The sequence below is a fragment of the Variovorax sp. Soil_C_39 genome (assembly GCF_057656815.1).
The window spans coordinates 40,976-64,796 of sequence record NZ_JBDGJQ010000002.1 but is presented as its reverse complement, the minus strand read 5'-3'; the positions used below and the strand labels follow the sequence as shown (position 1 = coordinate 64,796).

General features: G+C 69.6%; 19 protein-coding genes. 10 read left to right on the top strand and 9 right to left on the bottom strand.

Annotation, left to right across the window (positions count from 1 at the left end; translation table 11 throughout):
- Positions 1–10 precede the first annotated feature (10 nt).
- From AC3A6J_RS04360 to AC3A6J_RS04350, 3 genes are all read left to right on the top strand, one after another.
- On the top strand, positions 11–1,924 hold the full coding sequence (locus AC3A6J_RS04360) for a GspE/PulE family protein (protein WP_487858689.1): 1,914 nt from the start codon (positions 11–13) through the stop codon (positions 1,922–1,924).
- Positions 1,925–2,054: 130 nt separating this feature from the next.
- Positions 2,055–2,789, top strand: coding sequence for a peptide-methionine (S)-S-oxide reductase MsrA (gene msrA / locus AC3A6J_RS04355; protein ID WP_487858688.1), 735 nt, complete (start codon positions 2,055–2,057; stop codon positions 2,787–2,789).
- Between the two features lie 10 nt (positions 2,790–2,799).
- The gene (locus AC3A6J_RS04350; protein ID WP_487858687.1) at positions 2,800–3,270 is read left to right on the top strand and encodes a DM13 domain-containing protein; all 471 of its coding nucleotides are present in this window, start codon (positions 2,800–2,802) and stop codon (positions 3,268–3,270) included.
- Positions 3,271–3,294: 24 nt separating this feature from the next.
- On the opposite strand, the gene AC3A6J_RS04345 is transcribed toward AC3A6J_RS04350, so the two are convergent.
- A complete protein-coding gene (locus AC3A6J_RS04345; RefSeq protein ID WP_487858686.1) occupies positions 3,295–4,074 on the bottom strand; it encodes an exodeoxyribonuclease III in 780 nt (259 codons plus the stop codon).
- Positions 4,075–4,238: 164 nt separating this feature from the next.
- On the opposite strand from AC3A6J_RS04345, the gene AC3A6J_RS04340 reads away from it, so the two are divergent.
- Entirely contained in the window at positions 4,239–5,597 is a 1,359-nt protein-coding gene (locus tag AC3A6J_RS04340; RefSeq protein ID WP_487858685.1) for an NUDIX hydrolase, read from the top strand.
- On the opposite strand, the gene AC3A6J_RS04335 is transcribed toward AC3A6J_RS04340, so the two are convergent.
- A complete protein-coding gene (locus AC3A6J_RS04335; protein ID WP_487858684.1) occupies positions 5,572–9,705 on the bottom strand; it encodes a CheR family methyltransferase in 4,134 nt (1,377 codons plus the stop codon). The two genes, AC3A6J_RS04340 and AC3A6J_RS04335, sit on opposite strands and share 26 nt — an antisense overlap.
- 218 nt (positions 9,706–9,923) lie before the next feature.
- On the opposite strand from AC3A6J_RS04335, the gene AC3A6J_RS04330 reads away from it, so the two are divergent.
- A complete protein-coding gene (locus AC3A6J_RS04330) occupies positions 9,924–10,706 on the top strand; it encodes an OBAP family protein (protein ID WP_487858683.1) in 783 nt (260 codons plus the stop codon).
- Positions 10,707–10,873: 167 nt separating this feature from the next.
- Here the strand turns inward: AC3A6J_RS04330 and AC3A6J_RS04325 are convergent, their stop codons facing one another.
- Positions 10,874–11,095 (bottom strand): KGG domain-containing protein, encoded by a 222-nt coding sequence (locus AC3A6J_RS04325; RefSeq protein WP_487858682.1) that lies wholly within the window; start codon positions 11,093–11,095, stop codon positions 10,874–10,876.
- Between the two features lie 97 nt (positions 11,096–11,192).
- Positions 11,193–11,690, bottom strand: coding sequence for a YciE/YciF ferroxidase family protein (locus AC3A6J_RS04320; protein WP_487858681.1), 498 nt, complete (start codon positions 11,688–11,690; stop codon positions 11,193–11,195).
- Between the two features lie 226 nt (positions 11,691–11,916).
- On the opposite strand from AC3A6J_RS04320, the gene AC3A6J_RS04315 reads away from it, so the two are divergent.
- Positions 11,917–12,852 carry a manganese catalase family protein gene (locus AC3A6J_RS04315; protein ID WP_487858680.1) on the top strand — a complete coding sequence of 312 codons (936 nt, stop codon included), beginning with the start codon at positions 11,917–11,919 and terminating at the stop codon, positions 12,850–12,852.
- 31 nt (positions 12,853–12,883) lie between these two features.
- Here the strand turns inward: AC3A6J_RS04315 and AC3A6J_RS04310 are convergent, their stop codons facing one another.
- Together AC3A6J_RS04310 and AC3A6J_RS04305 are read right to left on the bottom strand one after the other, a co-directional pair.
- The gene (locus AC3A6J_RS04310; protein ID WP_487858679.1) at positions 12,884–13,894 is read right to left on the bottom strand and encodes a chemotaxis protein CheB; all 1,011 of its coding nucleotides are present in this window, start codon (positions 13,892–13,894) and stop codon (positions 12,884–12,886) included.
- Between the two features lie 64 nt (positions 13,895–13,958).
- Positions 13,959–18,101, bottom strand: coding sequence for a CheR family methyltransferase (locus AC3A6J_RS04305; RefSeq protein ID WP_487858678.1), 4,143 nt, complete (start codon positions 18,099–18,101; stop codon positions 13,959–13,961).
- 128 nt (positions 18,102–18,229) lie between these two features.
- Between AC3A6J_RS04305 and AC3A6J_RS04300 the strand changes: the two genes are divergently transcribed.
- Positions 18,230–18,481 (top strand): hypothetical protein, encoded by a 252-nt coding sequence (locus AC3A6J_RS04300; protein ID WP_487858677.1) that lies wholly within the window; start codon positions 18,230–18,232, stop codon positions 18,479–18,481.
- Here AC3A6J_RS04300 and AC3A6J_RS04295 read toward each other — a convergent pair.
- Both AC3A6J_RS04295 and AC3A6J_RS04290 read right to left on the bottom strand, forming a co-directional pair.
- Entirely contained in the window at positions 18,451–19,854 is a 1,404-nt protein-coding gene (locus tag AC3A6J_RS04295; protein ID WP_487858676.1) for a sigma-54-dependent transcriptional regulator, read from the bottom strand. The two genes, AC3A6J_RS04300 and AC3A6J_RS04295, sit on opposite strands and share 31 nt — an antisense overlap.
- 124 nt (positions 19,855–19,978) lie before the next feature.
- Entirely contained in the window at positions 19,979–20,332 is a 354-nt protein-coding gene (locus AC3A6J_RS04290; RefSeq protein ID WP_487858675.1) for a histidine kinase dimerization/phospho-acceptor domain-containing protein, read from the bottom strand.
- Positions 20,333–20,547: 215 nt separating this feature from the next.
- On the opposite strand from AC3A6J_RS04290, the gene rpoN reads away from it, so the two are divergent.
- Positions 20,548–22,011: an RNA polymerase factor sigma-54 gene (rpoN, locus tag AC3A6J_RS04285; RefSeq protein WP_487858674.1), complete on the top strand. Its 1,464-nt coding sequence runs from the start codon at positions 20,548–20,550 to the stop codon at positions 22,009–22,011.
- Complete coding sequence (locus AC3A6J_RS04280) at positions 22,008–22,298, top strand: hypothetical protein (protein ID WP_487858673.1); 291 nt, start codon at positions 22,008–22,010, stop codon at positions 22,296–22,298. The genes rpoN and AC3A6J_RS04280 overlap by 4 nt, the downstream gene beginning before the upstream one ends.
- Here AC3A6J_RS04280 and AC3A6J_RS04275 read toward each other — a convergent pair.
- Positions 22,295–22,552, bottom strand: a complete 258-nt coding sequence (locus AC3A6J_RS04275) for a hypothetical protein (RefSeq protein WP_487858672.1) — start codon at positions 22,550–22,552, stop codon at positions 22,295–22,297. The genes AC3A6J_RS04280 and AC3A6J_RS04275 overlap by 4 nt on opposite strands.
- Before the next feature lie 355 nt (positions 22,553–22,907).
- On the opposite strand from AC3A6J_RS04275, the gene AC3A6J_RS04270 reads away from it, so the two are divergent.
- Positions 22,908–23,813, top strand: a complete 906-nt coding sequence (locus AC3A6J_RS04270; protein ID WP_487858671.1) for a ZIP family metal transporter — start codon at positions 22,908–22,910, stop codon at positions 23,811–23,813.
- The last annotated feature ends 8 nt before the right edge of the window (positions 23,814–23,821 follow it).

The window sequence follows — 23,821 nt, the reverse complement described above, 5'->3', positions numbered from 1 at the left end:
GAACCCATCCATGTCCCCCCACGAAGTCGTCACGCCGGAGCAGTTGCTGCAGGCCCTCGAAGCCCAGAGCCGCATGCCCATCCTGCGCATCGGCCAGGCGCTGATCGCGAGCGGCGCCGTCACCGAGGCGCAGCTGCGCGCCGGCCTCGAACAGCAGCAGCTCGACCGCAGCGTGCCGCTCGGCGAAACGCTGGTCCGCATGGGGCTCGTCACGCGCGACCAGTTGCAGACCGCGCTGGTGCGCAAGATGGGCTATCCGCTCGTGAACCTGCATGTGTTCCCGGCCGAGGTGGAGGCATTGCGCAGCGTCGGCCTCGCGGTCGCCCGGCGCCTGCAGGTCATGCCGCTGATGGTCCACCAGGGCCGGCTCGTGCTGGCGCTCGACGATCCCGCGGGCCGCCATGCGGCGATCGACGAGGTGGAGTTCATCTCGCAGATGAAGGTGATCCCGGTCGTCGGCCAGTGCCTGGCGCTCGACCCGCTGCTCTTCAAGGCCTATTCGAAGGTGGGCTCGGAGATCCTCGATCCCACGCTCGCGCACCAGCCGGATATGCCGGCCGACCCCTCGCGGCCGCTGGAGTTCGACCTGGGCGTCGGCACCAGTGAACTGCTGGTCACACTCGAGAAGGAACGCCCCTCCGCGCCGAGCGCCGACGAGGACGTCGTCGAGCAGTCGGACAACTCGCTGGTGCGCATGATCAACAGCATGATCATCGACGCGCACCGCGAAGGCGTGTCCGACATCCACATCGAGAGCTATCCCGGCAAGGAAAAGACGCGCATCCGCTTTCGCCGCGACGGCCGCCTGCGCACGCACCTCGAGCTGCCCGCGAGCTACCGCAGCGCGGTGGTCGCGCGCGTGAAGATCATGTGCGACCTCGACATCAGCGAGAAGCGCAAGCCCCAGGACGGCAAGATCAACTTCTCGCGCTATTCGCCGCAGCACCGCATCGAGCTGCGCGTGGCCACCATTCCCACCAGCAACGGCCTGGAGGACGTGGTGATGCGGATCCTGGCGTCGGCAACGCCGATCCCGCTCGACCAGCTCGGCCTCTCGCCGCGCAATCTCGCCGAGCTGACGAAGGCGGTCGAGCGGCCTTACGGCATGGTGCTGTGCGTGGGCCCCACGGGCTCGGGCAAGACCACCACGCTGCATTCGGCGCTCATGCACATCAACACGCCCGAGCGCAAGATCTGGACCGCCGAAGACCCGATCGAGATCACGCAGCCGGGCCTGCGCCAGGTGCAGGTCAACCCGCGCATCGACTGGACCTTCGCCAAGGCGCTGCGCGCCTTCGTGCGCGCCGATCCCGACGTGATCATGGTCGGCGAGATCCGCGACGAGGAAACCGCCAAGACCGCGATCGAGGCCTCGCTGACCGGGCACCTCGTGCTGTCGACGCTGCACACCAACAGCGCCCCCGAAACCGTGACGCGGCTGCTGGACATGGGCATGGACCCGTTCAACTTCGCCGACTCGCTGCTCGCCGTGCTGGCGCAGCGGCTGGTGCGGCGGCTCTGCACCCACTGCCTGCAGAGCCGGCCGCTCAGCCCCGAGGAAGTCGACGAACTGCTCGCCGACTACATGCACGCGTTCGGCAGCGACCACGACACGCCGGCCGAGCGCGAGGCGGTGCGCAGCGGCTGGCTCGGCCGCCACGCGCGTGACGGCCAGCTCCAGCGCTATTCGAGCAAGGGCTGCCCGCGCTGCGACAACACCGGCTTCAAGGGCCGCGTCGGCATCCACGAGCTGATGGTCATCTCCCGGACACTGCGCCGCATGGTGCAGAGCGGCGCCCGCGCTGAGGAACTGCAGGCGGCCGCGCTCCGCGAAGGCATGCGCACGCTGCGCCAGGACGGCATCGACAAGGTGCTTTCGGGGCAGACCACCATCGAGGAAGTGCGCGCGACCAGCAACGTGTAGCGCGCTTCAGCCATCGATCCGGCGTGCCGGCCGCCGAAAATTTCACGACGGAGGCCACCCAGGTGTAACGCACGACCGCGTTCACTCGAACTCGTGTTGTCTGAAATCAGACCCATGAGAGGACCCTGACATGAACAAGCTCACCGCCACCCTGTTGGCCGCCGGCATCGTCGCCGGCACCGGCATGGCCCTTTTCGCCGGCGCCGCCGTGGGGCAAGCCAAGCCCTCCGCGATGGCGGAGGCGGCCGTCGCCATTCCGGCACCGGCGGAGGATCTTGCCGCGGCCCCGGGTGCGGACTCGGAAACGGCCGTGTTCGCAGGCGGTTGCTTCTGGGGCGTGCAGGGCGTCTTCCAGCACGTGAAGGGCGTGAGGAGCGCCGTGTCCGGCTATGCCGGCGGCGATGCCGCCGCTGCCAGCTACAGCGCGATCGGCTCGGGACGGACCGGCCATGCAGAGTCGGTTCGCATCACCTACGATCCGCGCCAGATCAGCTACGGACAACTGCTGCAGATCTACTTTTCGGTGGCGCACGACCCCACCGAGCTGAACCGCCAGGGTCCCGACCGGGGCACGCAATACCGCTCGGCGATCTTCCCCGCGAACGCCGAACAGGCCCGGGTGGCCAAGACCTACATTGCACAGCTGGACAACGCGAAGGTGTTCGGCAAGCCGATCGCCACCACCATCGAGCCGGCAAAGGCCTTCTACCCCGCGGAGGCGTATCACCAGGACTACATGACCCGCAACCCGCGGCAGCCCTACATCGTGATCAACGACCTGCCCAAGGTGGACAATCTGCAACGCGTGTTCCCCGCGCGCTATCGCTCCGAACCGGTGCTGGTGGGTCGCTCCGGCACCCTGTAGGCGGACAGGCATGAAGAAGATCCTTCTCCTCGTCGCTTCGCACGGGATCGTGGCGGGCCTGGGCTTTGGCGCAGGCATCTATGCCTTGCCCATCCTGACGGCGCCGCCCGCACCCACGTCGGCCGAGGTTTCCGCGCTGGCGGCCCAGGCGCAGTTCACCGGCCAATTCAAGCGCGACCTGACCGACAGCGATGCCTTGCACTGGGGTGAAGGCACGGTCACCGTGAGCCGCAGCGCCGTGTCGCTGCAAGGCAAGGTGGCACCCGGGCCGGACTACAAGCTCTACCTCGCGCCGGCGTTCGTCCAGACCGAGGCCGACTTCCTGCGGCTGAAGCCGAAGATGCTGCGCATCGGCGACGTGAAGACCTTCGAGAACTTCATTGTGCCGATGCCCGAATCAGCCGATCCGGCAGCCTACGACACGGTCATCGTCTGGTGCGAATCGTTCGGCCAGTTCATCACCGCGGCGCAATACCGATAGAGCGCAACCGCCGCTCCCCCTCGGCTATCGCGGCAGGTCGAGCTCGACCCAGGCTGGCGCATGGTCGCTCGCGCCCGGGCGCCCGCGCACCTCGCGGTCCACGTTCGCATCGACGAGAAAGGGCGCCAGCTCCGCATTCAGCAGCAAGTGGTCGATGCGCAGGCCCGCATTGCGGGGCCAGCGGTTGCGCCAGTAGTCCCAATAGGTGTAGATCGCCTCGGTGGGATGGCGGGCGCGTATCGCATCGGTCCAGCCCTGCGCGAGCAGGCGTTCGAACGGGGCGCGGCTCTCAGGCTGCAGCAGCGCGTCGTTGCGCCACGAGGCCGGGTTGTAGATGTCGGCGTCGGTGGGCACCACGTTGAAGTCGCCGGCCAGCACCACCGGCAGACCGCAATCGAAGAGACGGCGTGCATGGGCCTGGAGCCGCTCGAACCATTCGAGCTTGTAGTCGAACTTGGGGCCGGGCTGCGGATTGCCGTTGGGCAGGTACAGGCAACCGACCACCACCCCGCCGACCACCGCTTCGAGGTAGCGGCTCTGGTCGTCTTGGGTGTTGCCTTCGAGGCCGCGACCCGTCTCGATGGGTTCGCGCCCGCGCGCCAGGATGGCCACGCCGTTCCATGAGCGCTGGCCGTGGAACACCACGCCGTAGCCGGCCTCACGGATCGCCGCGGCGGGAAAGTTCGCATCCGGCGACTTGAGTTCCTGCAGGCAGGCCACGTCGGGGCGGGATTCGGCCAGCCACTCCAGCAGGCGCGGGAGCCGCCCGTTGACGCCGTTGACATTGAAGGTCGCGATCTTCACGGGTGGATCATGGCGCCAAAGCTGCGCGCCCGGTGTCGGAGAACAGGCATGCAGCGCGAGTTCGCGATCCGCCAACTCGCCGGCCGGCGGCGCTGCAGGGCCGCTGACACCCAAGGACTGAGCCGCCAAGCGCCCGAGCCGCGATGGCCCGACAATCGGCGCCCATGAATTCCTCTTCCCCGGTAGTCCCGGTAGTCCCGGTAGTCCCGGTGGTCCCGGCGATCCCCGCGCGCCCGATCCGCCATGCCGCCACCCTGATCCTCCTGCGCGACGGCCCGGCCGGCATGGAAGTGCTGCTGCTGCGCCGCGCCGAAAAAGCCGACGACCAGAACAGCGGCGCCAGCGTGTTCCCAGGCGGCGTGCTCGATGCCCACGACCGCCGCCTGCACCTGATGTGCCAGGGCCTCGATGACCGCGGCGCGAGCGCGCGCCTCGGCGTGGCCGAGGGCGGCCTCGACTACTACGCCGCCGCGGTGCGCGAGTGCTTCGAGGAAGCGGGCGTGCTGTTCGCCTGCGACGCCGAAGACCGGGTGGTCGAGCTCGACGGGTTCGCGCCCGGCCGGCTCGAGGCGATGCGCCATGCCGCCGAGCAAGGCACCGATGCGCTGCTCGCGATGTGCGACGCCCACGGCTGGCGGCTCGCGATCGACCGGCTCGCCTACTTCAGCCATTGGCTCACGCCGCCCGGCATGCCGCGCCGCTTCGACACGCGCTTCTTCATCGCCCAGATGCCGGCCGGCCAGAGCGTGATTCCCGATGGCCGCGAGACCGTCGCGCACATGTGGCTGCGGCCCGCGGAGGCGGTGGACGCGCGCCGCGGGCTCAAGCTCATGAACGTGACGCGGCGCACGCTCGAAGCGCTCGCGGGTTTTGCAAGCGCCGCGGAATGCATGACGCATGCGCGCGGCCTGGCGCGCCTGCCGCTCAACATGCCGCGCCTGGCCGACGGCCCCGCCGGACGCCGCGCGGTGAACATCGACGAAGCCGCCTACGCGGAGATCGGCCTCGTCGACCCTGATGGCTCGGGCCGCGGCGGCCCCGGGCGCTATGCGCTCTCGCCCGGCGACCTGACGCAGCTCACGGCACGGATCCGCCGCGTGGCGGGCGATGGCGGCGATGCGGGACCGCACAGCTATTTCGTCGGCGCAGCGGAAGGCCCGTTCGCGTTGATCGACCCGATGCCGGGCGCCACGGCCGCCGTGGCACCCGGGCCCGTGGGTTGGCTGCTGTCGACCGCGGCGCGCACGCCGGCGTCGGAAGCCGCACTCGCGCAGCTTGCCTCCTCGTGGCCTGACGCATCGGTGCACTGCCCCGCGCCCGGTGAGCGCCTGTCCCTCGGGGGCGGCACCACGCTGCAGGTGATGCAGGCCGCGCCGGAAGGCAGCAGCACCGCGCTGCAGTTCTTGCTCGCCGAGGAGCGCGTGCTGTTCACGGGCAGCTCGATGGCCGCTGCGGCGGCCGAGGCCGAATGGCTCGCGCCGGCCAGCGGCTTCGTCGTCAGATCTTCCCTATCGCCGCCTTGAGCTCTTCGATCGACGCCGGCTTGGGCAGGTGCGCGCTGAAGCCGGCTTCGAGCGCGCGGCGCGCATCGGAGCGGCGGCCGAAGCCGCTCATCGCGATGGCGCGCAAATCGCTCGTGACGGGCCTGCGGCGCACTTCGGCGATGAACTGGTAGCCGTCCATCTCGGGCATGCCGAGATCGGACACCAGCAGGTCATAGGTGTTCGCCTCGAGCAACTCGAGGCCCCGCTTCGCGCTCTGCGCCACGTCGACGATCGCGCCCTCGAGCCGCAGCACCTCGGCGAACGGCGCCAGGGCGTCGGCATAGTCGTCCACCGCCAGCACGCGCCAGCCGTGCAGGTCGACTTCGGCCGCGGGCGCCTCCGCCGGCGCCGGGATCGACACACCCATGCGCGGCAGCCACACGCTGAACTCGGCGCCCTGCCCCACGCCCGGCGAGGTCACCTCGACGCGGCCGCCATGCGCGCGCGCGAGCTCCTGCACCAGCGCGAGGCCGATGCCCAGCCCGCCGTTCGACGGCGCGGTGTCGCTGTCGGCCTGGTTGAACATGCCGAACACATGCGGCAAGAATTCGGCCGCGATGCCGCAGCCGGTGTCGCTCACCGTCAGCCGGCCGTAGCCGTCGTCGGCCGACACGCGCGCCGAGATGCGTCCGCCCTCGGGCGTGAACTTGACCGCGTTGCTCAGCAGGTTCCAGGCGATCTGCTCGATGCGCACGCGGTCGCCGTCGCAGACCACGCCTTCCTCGCAGTCGACCTGCAGCACGATCTGCTTGCCGCCCGCACTGCTCAGCGCCGCCTGCGCGGCGGCCTGCACCAGCTCGCCGAGGTTCACCGCCACGCGGTTGAGCCGCAGCTTGCCGGTGCGGATGCGCGACAGATCGAGCAGGTCGTTGATGATGCGCGTCTGGCTCGCCACCGCGCGCTTGATCGTGTCGCCCACGCGCTGCACGGCCGGATCGGCGGCGGTCGCGGGCAGGTGCACCAGCAGCTCGGCGCTCATCTGGATCAGGTTCAGCGGCTGCTTGAGCTCGTGCGACATCACGGCCAGGAAGCGGTCCTTGAGCTCGTTGGCCATCTGCGCGCTGAGGCTGGCCTTCTTCTCTTTCAGCAGGCGGTGCTCCTGCGCGAGCTCGTGCTGCTTGGTGCCCGTCATGTCGCGCGCGATCTTGGCGAAGCCGCGCCCCGTTGACAGCTCGAGCGGTGTCGTCACGCCGCTGCAGAAGAAGCGGCTGCCGTCCTTTCGCAGGTGCCAGCGCTCGTCTTCCGCGCGGCCGAGTTCGAGCGCGCGACGCATCTCGCCTTCGGGCACGCCGCGCGCCCGGTCTTCCGCGGTGAAGATCGTCGCCAGGGGCTGGCGCAGCATTTCTTCTTCCGCGTAGCCGAAGATGCGCTGGGCGCCCGCGTTCCAGGTGGTGATCAGGCCGTTCTCGTCGGTGGTGATGATCGCGAAGTCGCGCGTGGTGGCCGCCACCAGCCGCAGCCGCTCTTCGCCCGCGCGCACCCGCTCCTCGGCGGCATGCAGGTCGGTGATGTCGAAGAAATTGAGGATCGCGCCCTCGATCTTGTCTTCGGCGGTGCGGTACGGAAGGATGCGCGCCAGAAAGTGCCGCCCGTCCACGCTCGTGACGTGCCGCTCGGTGGTGCGCAGGTCCTTGAAGGCCGACGCGGTGTCGCTCGCCAGCTCGGGATAATCGAGCCGGCTCGTGATGTCGAACAGCGAGCGCCCGATGTCGGAGGGAATCAGGTTGAACAGGCTGCTCGCATGCGGCGTGTAGCGCTTGATGTGCATGCCGCGGGTCACGAACACAGTCGCGATCTCGGACGAGGCGATCAGGTTCTGCAGGTCGTCGTTGATGTGGCCGCGCTCCTCGACCTTCATCTTGAGCTCGTAGTTGACGGTGACGAGCTCCTCGTTCATCGACTGCAGCTCTTCCTTGCTGGTCTCCAGCTCTTCGGTGGCCGAGCGCAGTTCCTCGTTGATCGCCTGCAGTTCCTCGTTGGACGCCTTGAGCTCCTCGTTGGAGGTTTCGGAGCTTTCGATGGTCTCCTGTAGGTGCATCTTCAGCTGGCGCACCTCGTCCTCCATCTGCCCGATCAGCAGCTCGCGCGCCGCGTGCGCGGGCTCGCCGCCTTCGGGGCGCATGCTTTCCTCGACCTCGTCGAACACCACGAGCGTGAGCTGCGGCGCGCCTTGGTCGTCCTGCTGCAGCGGGCGCACCGTGATGTTGAGGAACACCTGGCGTCCGTCCTCGCGCTTCTGCACCAGCCGGGTCTCCACGCTGCGGGCCGTCTGCCCGGCCTTGAAGAGCGCGGTGCGCAGCTCGAGCCGCAGGTCGGGCCGCACGTTGTTCAGCAGGTTGTTCGACGGCTCGCCGCCGGCGCGCTCCAGAAAGCGGCCGACACCGTTCGACAGGTGCAGCACCTCGTGCTCGCCATTGATGAGAACGCTCGGCGGCGAAAACTGCTCGAGCGCACGCTGGTGCAGCTCCGCGAAGGTCGGCCGATCGGGGTGCTTGCGCGCGCGCAACGTCTGGATCGCACCGGCGCCGCCGGGCCGCGCTGGCGCATCGCTGATCAGCGGCAGCTGGCGCACGGCCGCCGGTCCCGGGTTCGCGCGGTAGATGCGGTTCTTCTTGTCGACGGCCGTGAACATGCTCCCGACCGCATCGATCGATTCCGAGGTGCCGAGAAACAGGTAGCCGCCCGGCTTGAGCGCCATGCGGAACATTTCGAGCACATGGGCCTGCGCCGCGCGGTCGAGATAGATCAGCAGGTTGCGGCAGCAGATCAGGTCGAGCCGCGAGAACGGCGGATCGCGCAGCAGGTTGTGCAACGCGAACAGCACCGGCTCGCGCACCACGGTGGCCACCCGGAACTGGTCCTGATCGGCCACGAAGTACTGCCTCAGCCGCGTAGGCGAGAGGTCTTCCGCGATGCCCTGGGCATAGAGGCCCCTGCGCGCCGAGGCGATGGCGCGTTCGTCGATGTCGGTGGCGAAGATCTGGATGTCGAGCGGCTTGGACTGCGCGTCGATCCCCTCGCGCAGCAGCATGCTCAGCGAATAGGCTTCCTCGCCGGTCGCACAGCCCGCCACCCACGCGCGCACCTGCTCGCCCGGCTGCAGGCCCTCGATCAGCGTGGGCAGCGCCTCGCGCGCCAGCGCCTCGAAGGCATCGGGGTCGCGAAAGAAGTTGGTCACGCTGATGAGCATGTCCTGCAGCAGCGGGGTCGCTTCCTCGGGATGCGCCTTCAGGAAGTCGCGGTAGGCCGGCAGGTCGGCGATGCGGTTCACCTGCAGCCGGCGCTCGATGCGGCGCAGCACCGTGGCGCGCTTGTAGTGGTGAAAGTCGTGCCGGGTGTAAGTGCGCAGCAGCCCCATGATCTCCTGCAGCGCTTCTTCGGCCAGTGCAGCCGCGGACGGCCCGCCGGGCTCCTGGCCGGCCGCTGCGGGCTCATTCGCGCCGGGCAGCCGGATCTGCTTCGCATTGCGCCAGTGCTCGACGAGGCGCTGGCCCATCTGCGCGGCCGGCAGCACGATGTCGACCATGCCGGTACCGATCGCCGCGCGTGGCATGCCGTCATGTCCTGCATCCTCGGGCGACTGCGCTATCGCGAGGCCGCCGTTCTCCTTCACGTGCGTGAGGCCGACCGCCCCATCGCTGCCGGTGCCCGACATCACGACGCAGACGGCGCGCCGGTCGTGCACCTCGGCCATCGTGCGGAAGAACACGTCCACCGCCACGTGCCGGCCCTTGATGCGCTCGCTGGGAACGGGCTGCAGGTGGCCGTCGTTCATCATCAGCTCGACGCCCGGCGGGATCACGTAGACGTGGTTGACCCGGATGGGCACCACCTGCGTGACCTGCGTGACCGGCATCGCGGTGGCGCGCTGCAGGATCTCCGGGGCACTGCTCTGGTGCTCGGGCGACAGGTGCAGGATCACCGCGAACGCCATGCCCGGCTCCGGCGGCATCCCTTCGAAGAAGCGGATCAGCGCCTCGAGCCCGCCCGCGGAGGCGCCGATGCCGACCACGGGCATGTCCAGCGTGCTCGGCACGAGTTCGGGTTCGTTGGACGAAGACGGCGGGGGCGTGGGCGGTTTTGGCATGAAGGTGTCGTTGCGCAGCCGCCGCTTGCGTGCCTGCCAGCGTGTGGCGTTCCAGCCCCGATTCTGCCCCCCTGGCGGAGTCCGGCGCGCGACCCTGCGGTCCGCGATGCCGGATTCGCACTGATCCTACAGGCGCTCGCGACGGCCGCTTGCCGATGCGACATGCCCGCGGCGCAAGGTCGCGGGTCATGCCCACCCGCTTCACGAGGTTCTCGGCCATGCGCCCTTCCACCCCAGCCCTTGCCATCACCATCACCCTTGCCGCGGGCGCGCTGCTCGCGGGCTGCGGCGGCAGCAACACCGCATCCAACGTCGAAGCGCCCGGTGCCGGTACGGGCGCGAAGACCGCCGCGCTAGAGAAAGGCGCCGCGGCGCTGCAGGACAAGCCGCCGATCGAAGCGCTCAACGCCTACCTCGACGGCTTTCACTTCTACAGCGGCAACCTGAAGGCCCAGATGGAGGCACACCACTACTGCGCCGTGCTCAACGAGGAGCTCATCCAGTGCGTGATCTACGACGGCAACACCCGAGCCGCAAAGATCATGGGCGTCGAGTACATCGTGAGCGAGCGCCTGTTCCAGATGCTGCCCCCGCAGGAAAAAGCGCTCTGGCACAGCCATGTGCACGAGGTCAAGTCGGGGCAGCTGATCGCGCCGGGCATTCCGCAGGCAGCCGAGCACGCGCTGATGCAGAAGCTGGTCGGCACCTACGGCAAGACCTTCCACACTTGGCACACCGACCTGCAGAAAGAGCTGCCGATCGGCATTCCGCAGCTCATGATGGGGTTCACCGCCGACGGCCAGATCGACCCCGCGATGGTGGCCGAGCGCGACAAGCGCTTCGGTGTCGACTCGATGGAAAAGAGAAAGCAGCGCGAAGACATTCCGTCGCCCCCGATCGCCGAAGGCGCCGACAGCTGGCTGAAGGGCACGCCGGTGCAGATCGCCGATCCCACCGGCACCGAGCACCAGCACCCGAAGGGCGCGCAGGCGGGCCGCTAGACGCTGCAGGAACAGCAGTCGCGGCTGGTGCCCGACCGAGGCAGCTGACCCCCTCGGCAGCGCTCGTCAGCCGCCGCCCACTCCCACGTTGACCTTGCCGGTGCCGCCGCAGGCCGTGCAGCGCTCGCCACCGTCGCCCGCGCCGATGCCCGGCGCGGGCATGACGGTCATTCCGGCTGCGGCTGCGGCTCCGGCGGCACGGCCGACGCCATGGCACGCGCGGCAAGGCTCTTGGCGCGCGCACTTCGCGCTTCCTCAGGGGTGAACTCATGGGCCAGCCCCAGACGGTGCGCGGCACGCCCGCCCTGGCGCGCAATCTCCCGCTGGCGCTTGGGGTCCATCCTCGCAAAACCGCGCGGGGCGCGCGTGCGATCTTGTTGATCGTCCATTGAAGTGCTTTCCTTCGATCCGCGAAACAGTGCGGGCCTGTGCGCGCAACCCTTGCGCGCCGACCCGTTCACCGGCAAGCGGCGTGCCCGCTCGCCCTCAATCGGCAGTAACGGCCTTCTGCACCGCCTGCGCTTCGGCCAGCGCGCTGAGCTTGCCGTCGGTGGCGGTCTCCTCGGCCAGCGAGGCTTCGAGCAGCTCGATGGCGTCGGCGTGACCCAGTTGCTTGGCCAACGTGCACAGCGAGTGGTAGCCGGCGATCTCGTAGTGCTCGACCTTGCGCGCGGCGCCAATCAGTGCCGCGTCGAGCACCGGCCCCTTCTCGATCTGGTCGATCAGCGAATCGCCTTCCTCGACGAGGCCGGCCATGCCTTCGCACTTGATGCGTTTGAGCTTGATCTTCAGCAGTTCGGCGATCTGCTCGATGCGCTCGACCTGGCCGCGCGTCTCTTCCAGGTGGGTCTCGAAGGCCAAGGCGAGGCCTTCGTCGGTGGCGGCGCGCGCGAGCTTCGGCAGCGACCTCGTCATCTGCTTCTCGGCACTGTAGGTGTCGGAAAGCTCGTGGACGAAGAGATCGGAAATGTTCTTGACGGGCATGTGACTTCCTTCGAAAAAGTGAGGTCGGTGGATGAAAGAAACGCAGGGAACACGCAGCCATGTTTGGGACGCGCACGCGGGGCCCAAGCAAGGCCGTTTCGCGTCGGCGTGTCAGCCGCCGCCGCACGCCGGAGGGCACGCCGCTTGCCCGCAAGAAGCTGCGGCGGCGCCGAGCGCGCAGCCGTTCGATCGACAACAGACCCCACCCAACAAAGGAGCAGTCCCCATGTTCTCTCACAACAAGCGCCTGCAATACACGGTGCGCGTCAGCGAGACCAATCCCGGCCTCGCCAACCTCATGCTCGAACAGTTCGGCGGTCCTCAGGGCGAACTCGCGGCAGCCTGCCGCTACTTCACCCAGGCGCTCGGCGAAGACGATCCCGGCCGCAAGGACATGCTGTTCGACATCTCCACCGAGGAGCTGAGCCACCTCGAGATCATCGGCACCATCGTCGGCATGCTCAACAAGGGCGCCAAGGGCCGGCTTGCCGAAGGCGTGGAGGAAGAAGGCGAGATGTACCGCACCATCACCGGCGCGGGCAACGACAGCCACATCACGCAGGTGCTCTACGGCGGCGGCCCGCCGCTGGTCAATTCGGCCGGCGTGCCCTGGACCGCGGCGTACATCGACACCATCGGCGAACCCACGGCCGACCTGCGCTCGAACATCGCGGCCGAGGCGCGCGCAAAGATCGTCTACGAGCGCCTGATCAACCTCACCGACGACCCCGGCGTGAAGGACGCGCTGACCTTCCTCATGACGCGCGAGATCGCGCACCAGAAGTCGTTCGAGAAGGCGCTGTACGCGATCGAGCCGAACTTTCCGCCGGGCAAGCTGCCGGGCGATCCGCGCTTTACCAGCGTGTACTTCCGCATGTCGAAGGGCGAAGCGGACCTGCGCGGGCCGTGGAACCAGGGCGAGCGCTGGGACTTCGTGCCCGTCACCCAGGACTCGGGCCCGGTCGACGGCGGCGACGGACTCGCGACCGTCGAGCTCGACGACGCCGATGCGGCCACGCTGCAGCAGATGGCCGAGCGCACGCAGTCGCAGCCCGCCGGCGACCCGCTCACCGGTGCCGAGCTCGGCATGGGCGAAGGGCCCGCGTCGGGCCCGGCCGACGACGGCCCGGCCGCGGGTGCCAAGAAGAAGAAGGCGAAGTAGGTAAGAAAGAAAGAAAAGAAGGCGCCGGGCCTCAGCGCACGGCGAAGCCCGACGGGCTCGGCGCCTTCAGCGTGAGCTTGCGAAGCGCGGCGCTCACGGCCGCCAGGTCGTCGGCCTCGCGCAGGCTGCCCTCGGGGTCGCCGGTGCCGTCGTCGCGCTGCATCGCGGCCAGGCGGCGCAGGATCGATTCCTTCTCCTGCAGTGTGCGCAGGCTGGTCCAGAGCGCGCCGTCGGTCACTTCTTCCTGCGTGGCCGCCAGGCTGCGCAGGCTGAAGGCGTGGCCGGTGTGGCAGCGGTAGCGCACCGGCCGCTTGTCGTTGAGTTCGAACAGCACGCCGCCGCAGTCGGGGCACGTGAACATCGAGGGCTCGGCAATGGCTTTGAGCTTTTCCACGGTGGATCCTCCGAGACCGATTTCATATTCGTCGCGCAGTGTCGACGACACTGCCGCGGCCGCCACGGCGTCGCGCGGCCCGGCCAGTTGGATCAGCAGCCCCGGCAGCGCCGCGAGCTTCACCACGTGGTCCACCTGCGTTGCAGCCATTGCCGCGCGCGGCATGCCGGGCTCGTGCGCCTCGGCCGGGTCCTGCACCACCGCGAGGCCGCCGCAGTCCTTGATGGCGCGCAGCCCCGCGCTGCCGTCGTCGAGCATGCCGGTGAGGACCACGCCGACGGCACGCGGCCCGCACTCGAGCGCGACGGAGCGGAACAGCGGATCGATGGCGGGACGGGCATGGTGTTCCTTCGGCCCGCGGTTCAGGCGGATCACGCCGCCGTCGAGCAGCATGTGGTGGTCGGACGGCGCCACGTAGATCGTGCCGGCGGTGGGCACATCCCCCGGCCTCGCTTCCACCGCGCGGTTGGGTCCGCGGGTGTCCAGCAGCGACGCGAGCTGGCTGCGGTGAGCGCCGATGTGCTGCACCAGGAAGATCGGCGCCGGAAAGCCGGCCGGCAGTGCGGCAACGAACTGGAGCATCGCATTGACGCCGCCCGAAGAGGCGCCGATGCAGATCGCTTGCAGGGAGGCATAAGGCTGGGACATTCCTGGCGTGCAGAAGCAAGTACGCGAAGATGCACCTTTGCGGCAATCCGCATGCCCGCGGCCGTCAGCCCGAGACGCGCCGGTTCCGCAGCAGGCGCTGCACGTCGCCCAGGGCCACCGGCTTGACGAGATGCTCGTCGAAGCCCGCCGCCAGCGCCATCTGCTTGTCTTCGGGTTGGCTCCAACCGGTGGCGGCCACCAGCAGCAGCCCGCGTCCCCAGGGTTGCGATCGGATGCGCCGTGCCACCTCGTGGCCGTCGAGCCCCGGCATGTCGACGTCGAGCACGGCGGCATCGGGGCGCAACGCCTCGGCGATGCGCAGCGCGTCGATGCCGTTCTCGGCCGTCTCCACGTGGAAGCCCGAGATCGACAGCACCCGCGCCATGCCCCAGAGCGCATCGGCGTTGTCATCGGCCAGCAGCACGCGCAAGGCCCGCTCCGACACCGGCGGCTGTCCGGGCCCCGGCGGCGGCAGGTTCGCCACGTGCTCGGCACCGGCGGCCTGCGCCTCGCTGCGCGCGAGCGGAATGCGCACCGTGAAGCGGCTGCCGTGCCCGCTGCCCGCGCTCTCGCCCATGACGCTGCCGCTGTGCATCTCGACGATGCTGCGCACCAGCGCCAGCCCGATGCCAAGCCCGCCGGCCGCGCGGTCGTGCGAACGCACGCTCTGCGTGAACATCTCGAACATCGCCTGGACGGTATCGGGCTCCATGCCGATGCCGTTGTCCGTCACCGTGAACACCGCCTCGCGCGCCGCGGCGTCGGGGTGCATCGACAGCAGGATCACGCCGCGGTCGGGCGTGTACTTGGCCGCGTTCGACAGCAGGTTCGACAGCACCTGCGTCAAGCGCATCGGGTCGGCGTCGAGCCTGACTTCCTCGGCGCTGACATCGAGCTCGAAGGTATGGCGCCCGAGCTCCATCAGCGGCCGCGTGGCCTCGACGGCAGCCTCCACCACCGCCTGCGCCGTCAAGCGTTCGCGGCGCAGCGCGAGCCGGCCCATGCGCAGGCTGGACACGTCGAGCAGGTCGCCGAGCAGCGCCTTCATGGCCGAGGCCTGCCGCTGGATCACACGCGCGGCGTGCGCCTGGTCGGGCGTGAGCTGGCTTTCGGGCGCCAGCAGCTGCGCCGCGCCGCTGATCGACGCGAGCGGATTGCGCAGCTCGTGCGAGAGCACCGCGAGAAAGCGGTCCTTGGCGGCATCGGCCGCTTCGAGCGCTTGCTGCGCCGCGCGCTGCTCGCTCTGGTCGCGCAGCACCTTCACCATGCCGATCACCGCGCCATGACCGTTGTGCATCGGCATGAGCGCGCCGCTGGCCCAGAAGTGCGAGCCGTCCTTGCGCTTGTGCTGGCGGTCGTCGGCCGCGCGCCCTGCCGCCAGCGCGGTGCGCGCCTCTTCCTCGGGCGCGCCGGCCGTGCGGTCTTCCTCGGTGAAGATGATGTCGGCCGAGCGCCCGAGGATCTCGGGCTCGGTGTAGCCGAGCAGCCGCTGGGCGCCGGTGTTCCAGCTGGTGACGCGGCGCGCCATGTCGACCGAGAAGATGGCGTAGTCGACCGCGTTCTCCAGCATCAGCCGCAGCCGCTCCTCGCTCTCGCGCAGCGCGGCCTCGGCGGCCTTGCGCTCGGTGATGTCGACGAAGCTCAGCACCACGCCGGCGATGCGGTCTTCGATGGTGCGGTAGGGCCGCAGGCGCGCCAGGTACCAGGTGCCCTGGTCGTCGCCGACCTCGCGCTCGCAGGGCAGCAGCGTCTCGAGCACGCGGTGCGCGTCGTCCGGCAGCTGCGGATAGTCGAGCGAGGTGGCCAGGTCGGAGAGCGGGCGCCCGACGTCGGCGGCGATCAGCTTGAACACCGCGGCCGCGCTGGGCGTGAAGCGCGTGACGCGGAACGCACGGTCGAGGAACACGGTGGCGATGGCGGTCGCGTCCATCAGGTTCAGCATGTCGCTGTTGGCCTGGCCGAGGTCGTCCACGCGGCTCTTGAGCTCCTGGTTGACGGTGGTGATCTCCTCGTTGATCGACTGCAGCTCCTCGCGGCTGGTCTCGAGCTCCTCGGTGGCCGACTGGAGCTCCTCGTTCATCGCATGCAGTTCCTCGTTGCTGGCCTTGAGCTCCTCGGTCGAGGTCTCGTACTGCTCGACGGTCTCGCGCAGCTGCTGCTTCAGGCGCTCCACCTCGCGCTCGAGGTGGCCGGCGACGGAGGCAGGGTCGGCGCGCGGCACCACGACGACCTCGCGCAGCGCAGCAGCCGCTTCGCTGGAGCGCAGCAGCACCAGCAGTGCGCCGCCGAGTTCGTCGACCGGAATGACCTCCAGGGCCACGTCGACATCGCGCCCACCGAGGCGCACGTGCACCGGCCCCACATCCAGCGGCTGCCGCCGCTCATGGGCCTGGTAGAGCGCGGTCTGCAGCTCGGACCTGAGCTCGGGCACGATGGCGCGCAGCACGTTGCGCGACGGCTCTCCGCCGCTGAAGTGCAGGAACGCGGTTGCGGCCGGCGAGACGTGCAGCATCTCGTGCTCGGCATCGAGCAGGATCGACGGCGGACCGAGGCGGTCGAGCAGCTTCAGGTGCAGCTCGGCCCAGCTCATCGCACGCGTGCCGGCAAAGGGCGCGAGCGCGATGCGCGGCAGCGGCACCGCGACTTCGCCGGCCACCACCGGTGCCGGCGCGAGCCGGCGCACTGCCCCTTGGAGCACCGGGAGCGCCGGCCGGGGCACGTCCTGCTGCACATGGAGACCGTACGGCGCGTCGACGGCGGAAAACAGCGTGCGCTGGTCTCCGGCCGATTCCTGCGGACCGAGGAAGAGCAGCCCGCCCGACTGCAGCGAGAAGTGCAACTTCGCGAGCACCTTGGCCTGCGCCTGCCGGTCGAGGTAGATCAGCAGGTTGCGGCAGCAGGCGAGGTCGATGCGCGCGAACGGCGAGTCCTTGAGCACGTCGTGCACCGCGAACAGCACCATCTCGCGCAGGTCGCGCCGTATGCGCCAGCCGCGCGGCTCGCGCACGAAGAAGCGGCGCAGCCGGTCGGCCGCCAGGTCGGCCTCGGCGGCGCTCGAATAGATGCCTTCGCGCGCGGTGCGGATCGCTTCTTCGTTCAGGTCGGTGGCAAACACCTGCACCGCCGGCGGGCTCTCGAGCGTCTGCGCATGCTCGCTGAGCAGCATGGCCACGGAATACGCCTCCTCGCCGGTGGCGCACGCCGCCACCCAGACGCGCACCGTGTCGGTCGCGGTCTTGCCGGCGAACAGCGTCGGCAGCCGAGCCTCCAGCGCCTCGAAGCAGGCCGCGTCGCGGAAGAAGTGGGTCACGCTCACGAGCATGTCCTGCTGCAACGCGCCGGCCTCGCCTGGCCGGGTGCGAAGGCACTCCAGGTAGGCCGCGAGGTCGCTGGCGCCGTTCACCTGCATGCGCCGCCCGATGCGCCGCAGCACCGTGGCCCGCTTGTAGTGCGCGAAGTCGCGTCCGGTGCGGTGCCGCACGAAGGCCATCACTTCCCTGAAGGACGACTCTTCGTCGCGCGCCACCGGCGACACGCCCGCCCCGCCTTCCCGGGCCAGCTGTTCGGCCGGCAGCCTGAGCTGCGACTCGATGCGGCGGTAGGCCTGGATGCGCGCAGCGATCTCGCCGACCGGCAGGGTCCAGTCGACCATGCCGGTGGCGATGCACGCCAGCACCATCGCGGCGTGGCGGGCTTCCTGCGGCGCCTGCGCGATGGTGAGCCCGCCGCGCTCCTTGATGCGCTTGAGGCCGATCGCTGCGTCCTCGTGCCGGCCCGACAGGACCACCGCCACCGCGCTCGGGCCGTGGCTGTCGGCCAACGCGCGGAAGAACATGTCGATCGCCGTGTGGGCGCCGCGCGCCGACGCCAGCGCCACCGGCTCGATGCGTTCGCCGCGCAGCCGCAGCGTGCTGCCGGGTGCCACCACATGCACCGCGTCGGCCTGCATGCGCTCGCGCGTGTCGACCGGCAGCACCGGCATGCAGGTGGCGGCGCGCAGCATGTCGAGCACTGCCGCGCGCTCCTGGGCAGCGCAGGGATGCAGCACCACGACGAAAGCCATGCCGGTATCGGCCGGCGCGGCCTCGAAGAAGGCGCGCAGGGCTTCGAGGCTGCCGGCGCAGCCACCCAGGCCCACCACGGGCAGCAGCCGCCCGCGGCGCGGCGGCGCCGCGTCGTCGGCAGGATCGGCGTTCAACTCATCCAATGCGCTTTCTCCTGGTTGCAAGCCGCCATCCACCGATCGGGTCCCGGGGGCGGCACGCAGTTTGCCGGGTGCCGGGCAGGCCGTGCGCGAGAACCCCAAGAAAACGCCTCGTGCGCCTGGAGGTATGCATGAACGAACTCAGCCGTTACTTCGCCCATCATCCGCTCGAGAATCCAGCGAACTACCTGGGAACCGACTTCGACCCTGCCGGCGCCGCGGCCTACAGGCTGCGGCTTCAAACCTGGCAGGAGAGCTACCGCGCGCGCCCGCCCACCCTGCACGAGAGGCAGCCTTCGGGCGCCGCATCATCAGGCCGGCGGCACGGGCCGATGCACGCCGCGTCGCCGCCTCATTCGCGGTACTCCTTCAACCTGTTATAGAGCGTCTTCATGCTGATGCCGAGCAGCGCCGCAGTACGCTCCTTGTGTCGCCCGCAGTGCTCGTAGGTGGCCAGGATCACCTGCCGTTCGATGTCGGCGAGCTGCGTGCCCACCTCGACCACCAGCCGGCTCTTCCCCGCATCGAAGCCACTGGCGGCCCCCTCGGACGCGCCGCCTGGCACTGTCGGCGGCCACGGGTCGGGCGCCTCGGCCGCCGCGTCTGGTGGGGGGAGCCATTCCTCGTCGATGTCGTCACCCGATGCCATCACCCAGGCCCGCTGCACCACGTTGCGAAGCTCGCGCACGTTGCCGGGCCAGGCATAGGCCTGCAGCCGTGCCAGCGCTTGCGGCGTGAACTGCTTGGCCCCGCCCTCCTGGCGGACGAGATCCTGCAGGAAGCTGATGGCGATCCGCACCACGTCCTCGCCGCGCTCGCGCAACGGCGGCAGGGAGATTGGGAACACGTTGAGGCGGTAGAGCAGGTCTTCGCGGATCGCGCCCTGGGCCAGCGCCTTGCCGGTGTCGCGGTTGGTGGCCGCGATGATGCGCACGTCGGTCTGCTGCACCTGGGTCGAGCCCACGCGCATGAAAGTGCCGCTCTCGAGCACCCGCAGCAGCTTCACCTGAAGCTCGAGTGGCATCTCGGTGACCTCGTCGAGGAACAGCGTGCCGCCATGTGCGCGCTCGAAGAAGCCCTGGTGCTGGCGCTCGGCGCCCGTGAAGCTGCCGCGCTCGTGGCCGAAGATCTCGCTCTCGACCAGGTGCGGCGACAGCGCACCGCAGTTCACCGCGAGGAACGGCTGCTCGCGCCGCCGGCTCAGGTCGTGCACCGCGCGGGCCACCAGCTCCTTGCCGGTGCCGCTCTCGCCATGGATGAACACCGACACCGCGGTGCCGGCCACGCGCGAGATCTGGCGGTAGACGCGCTGCATCGGCTGCGAGCGCCCGATCAGGTGCCCGAAGTGCCCGGTCTCACGCCAGAGCTCCTGCACCTCGTCGAGCTCGGCGCGCAACTGCGACGGCGCGATCAGCCGCGAGAGCAGCCCCTTGAGGTGTTGCGGATTGATCGGCTTGACGAGGTAGTCGGCCGCGCCGAGGCGCAGCGCTCGGATCGAGGTCTCGAGGCTCGCCTGGCCCGTCATGAGCACCAGCACCGTGTCCTTCACGATGTCAGGATCGTCCAGCAGGTCGAACCCGTTGCCGTCGGGCAGGTGCAGGTCGAGCAGCAGCAGGTCGGCCCGCTGCATCGCGAGCATGCGGCGCGCGGCCGCGATCGAGTGGGCGTTCATCACCGTGTGCCCCTCGCGCGCAATCAGCGCGCCGATCATGCGCGCCGAATCTTCGTCGTCTTCAACAATGAGTGCGTGGCCCAATTTGTTCCCCGGCTTGCTGCCTGCCCTGCGCTCTTGCCTGCGCCCGCGCCTTGATTGCTTGCGTTGCTCCGCGTCACTCCCTGAAACTCGAGCCTGCCTCGCGGACAGGCGTTCGCCGGACAGCTCAATCGGCCATGCCTTGTGCGAATTCGTGCACTCGCTCTGTCAGCGAGGTCATACGAGCGACCTGGCGTTCGAGCACCGCCATCGCTTCGTTGCGCGTGGCGTCGTCGTCGGCACTGCGCAGCAGCTCCAGCGCCACGGCCATGGCGCCCACGGGGCTGCGCAGGTCGTGCTCGAGCCGCCGCGCCGCCTCTGCGCGTGCCGCCTGGCGCCGTGCATGGTCGGCCAGCGCCAGGTGGGCCGCCGCGGACGAGCGCGCCTGGCGCGCGCACACGAGCCCCAGGCTGAGCAACAGCACGCCCGCGCCGGCCAACTTCGCCCACGCGCCCTCGTTCCCACTTGCCGGAATTTTCATTGGCCGGAGTGTGCTGCAAGCGCAGGCGGCTGTCTCTACCCTGCCGGTCCGCAAGATTTACCGCAAGGCTTTCTGCCGGTGGCGGGGTTCGGCCCGATTTTCGCGAACTTTCGAGTTACTGATCAAGCCGATTCCGGCCCCCGCGGCGCTGGCACGTCCGTTGCGCAGGACCGTCTCCCTGCCGACCGCCCCGCCAGGCCAACACACGGAGATCCATGAACACTTCCATTGCCATGCAGGCCCGCCAGATCCAGGCGCCGGTCTTCTCGCGCCGGCTGCAGCAGGCGGTGCGGCTGCTCCAGATGTCGTCGCTCGACTACGCGCAGGCGCTGCGCGAAGCGGCCGAGCTCAATCCCTTCCTCGAAGTCGATGCGGCCTCTCAGGACGGTACCGAAGCGGGGGCCGTCGTGGCGGCAGACACGGCCGAGGCCGCGCCGGCGCTCGCCGACCATGCCAGTGATGCCGCCGCCTTCGACCGCCTCACCGCCGCGCCCGCCACGGGCGAACGCCACCTGTCGCACGACGAGAGCTTCGACCTGATGCAGCGCGTGCCGCTGCCCGATTCGCTGCGCGCTCACCTGCATGCGCAGCTCGGCGTGCTGCGGCTGTCCGAGCGCGAAGCCGCCTTCGCGCAGGCGCTGGTCGAGGCCCTCGACGAGGACGGCTACCTGCGCATCTCGCTCGAAGAGATCGGTACCGCGCTCGGCGAATGCCATGCCGACGCCGAACAGGAGCTGCGCACCGCGCTGCGGCGCGTGCAGGCGCTCGAGCCGACAGGCGTGGCGGCGCGCGACCTGGCCGAATGCCTGTGCCTGCAGCTCGATGCGATTGCCGACGACGGCACGCGCCAGCTGGCGCGCCGCATCCTCGAACAGCACATCGCGCTGCTCGCCGCGCGCGACACCGGCCGGCTCGCACGCGCACTCGGCGCCGCCGCGCACGAGGTGCAGGCCGCGGTCGACGCCATCCGGCGCCTGAACCCGCGCCCGGGCTGGCAGTTCGGCGAGACCGGTGCGCGTTTCGTGGTGCCCGACGTCACCGTCCGGAAGGTGGCCGGCGCGTGGCGCACCTCGCTCAACCCCGGCGCCGTGCCGCGCGCACGCGTGAACGCCGACTACGTCCAGCTGTTCGAGAAGCACGGCGGCAACCGCTGCCCCGCGATGAAGGAATGCCTGGAGCAGGCGCGCTGGATGGCGGGCAACGTCTCGCAGCGTGCCGCCACCATCCTCGGCGTGGCGCGCGCCATCGTCGCGCGGCAGAAGCTGTTCCTCGAGCACGGCCCACTCGCGATGAAGCCGCTGGGCTTGCGCGAAATCGCAGACGAGGTGGGCGTACATCCGTCCACCGTGTCGCGCACCGTGCACAACAAGTACATCGCCACGCCGGTCGGCGTCTTCGAGCTGCAGTATTTCTTCTCGCGTGGGCTCGCGCATGCGGCCGGCGGCGCGAGTGCGCCCGTGGCGCTGCAGGGCCTGATCCGCGAGCTCATCGCGGTGGAAAAGCCGGTGGCACCGCTCAGCGACGCCGCGCTCGCGCGCCAGCTCGCGCAGCAGGGCTTTCGCATTGCGCGCCGCACGGTCACCAAGTACCGCCAGAGCATGAACATCGACCCGTTCGAACGCCGCCGCGAGGCCGTTCGGCGCCACGGCAATCCCTTGACGATGGAGCAACCGCAATGAGTGCACGCGAACCTGCAGCAGCGGGCGGCGATCCGGGGGCCGGCGATCGCCACGATTTCGCCTACCGCGGCTGGCGTTTCATCTACAGCGCGCGCCGCATGGCCACGGGCGTGTACCGCCCCGTCGTGGTTTGCCTGGGCCAGGGCGCCGGCCACCGCGAACAGGCGCTGCCCGACGACACCGACGAGATCGGCTATGCCAGCGAGGCCGAGGCGTTGCGCCATGCCGAGCAGCAGGCGATGCGCTGGGTGCACGACAGAACAGGCGACGGCCAGGGACAGTTCTAGGACGCCAGCGCGCAGGCGGCGCGGCCTTCGGCGGTGATGGCGGTCACGATCGCACGCGCGATGCGGCGTTCGCCCGTGCGCAGCATCACGGTAGGTTCCGTCTGCGCCTGCAGCAGCAAGGCGCTGCGCAGCGCGAGGATCTTGTCGATCTCATCGGGTTCCGAGCACACCACCGGCAGTTTCCGGCGCGAGAGTTGTTCGAGCAGTTCGTAGCACTCATTGGCGCGGCCCGCGCGCCGCCGCGATCTTTTCATGGCAGTTATCCAGCATCGAGAAAGAAGGAGTCGGTCCGGGAGCAATGCGCTTTCCGGCGCTCGATGGGAGCGGCAATCGGCATGCCCGAGGCAGACATGCGCGGGCACGCGCGGTTGCCTCGCGGCAGCTGAGCAAACCAAAGCTCAATGCCTCATGCGAGGGAGGCGCATGTAGTCTGCATTTGCAGCCCACACGAGAAACGCTCCTACGCGCTGCCACATTCGCCGCACCGAATCTTCATCCAGGGTGAACAAACACCGGCTCGACAACCTTTTCTCTCGTGGGTGCGAGTTGGGCGGCGGCCATCAAGGTCGCCGCTCCTTTTTTTGCGAACACCTTTCTTCTGGTTCCAAGATGACGACCCTCGAACTGCTGTTCGCACGCGCCGGCCGGAGGCGGTCCTGGCGCCGGCTGCTTGGCCTTTGCATCGTCGCGGCCGGCGTGGTGTTTCTTTTGCTCGAAGCATTCGAGGCGGTGGCATTGGGGGATGCCCACGTGCGCGGCGCGTTGCTCGGCGGTTCGCTGGCTGCGCTGGCGACCGCGCTCGGCACGCTGCCGGTGCTGCTGTCGCACCAGTTCTCGCAGCGCACCTTCGACACCATGCTGGGCTTCGGCGCCGGCGTGATGCTCGCAGCCACATCGTTCTCGCTCGTCATTCCGGCCCTTGAGGCTGCCGGCACGCAGGGCTTCGGCGCCTGGGGCGCGGGTGGCATCGTGGGCGGCGGCGTTCTGCTGGGCGCGGCGCTGCTGCTGGCGATCGACCGCGTCGTGCCGCACGAGCATTTCATCAAGGGCGTCGAAGGGCCCCGGGCCGTCAAGCTCAAGCGCGTCTGGCTGTTCGTGCTGGCGATCGCGCTGCACAACCTGCCCGAGGGCCTGGCGATCGGCGTGGCCTTCGCGGGCTCCGATCCGGTGGCCGCCACCGCGCTGGCCACCGGTATCTCGATCCAGGACGTGCCCGAGGGCATGGTCGTGGCGCTCGCGCTGCGCGGCGTGGGCTACGGGCGGCTGGCATCGGCGGGCCTGGGCGTCGCGTCGGGGCTGGTGGAGCCCGTGATGGCAGTGCTCGGCGCCACATTGGTCACGCTGACCGCGAGCCTGCTGCCCTGGGGCCTGGCGCTCGCGGCCGGCGCGATGCTGTTCGTCATCAGCCACGAGATCATTCCCGAGTCGCACCGCCAGGGCCACGAGGCCTTCGCCACCGGCGGGCTGATGGTCGGCTTCGTCGTGATGATGGTGCTCGACACGGCGCTCGGATGAGGCTTGCG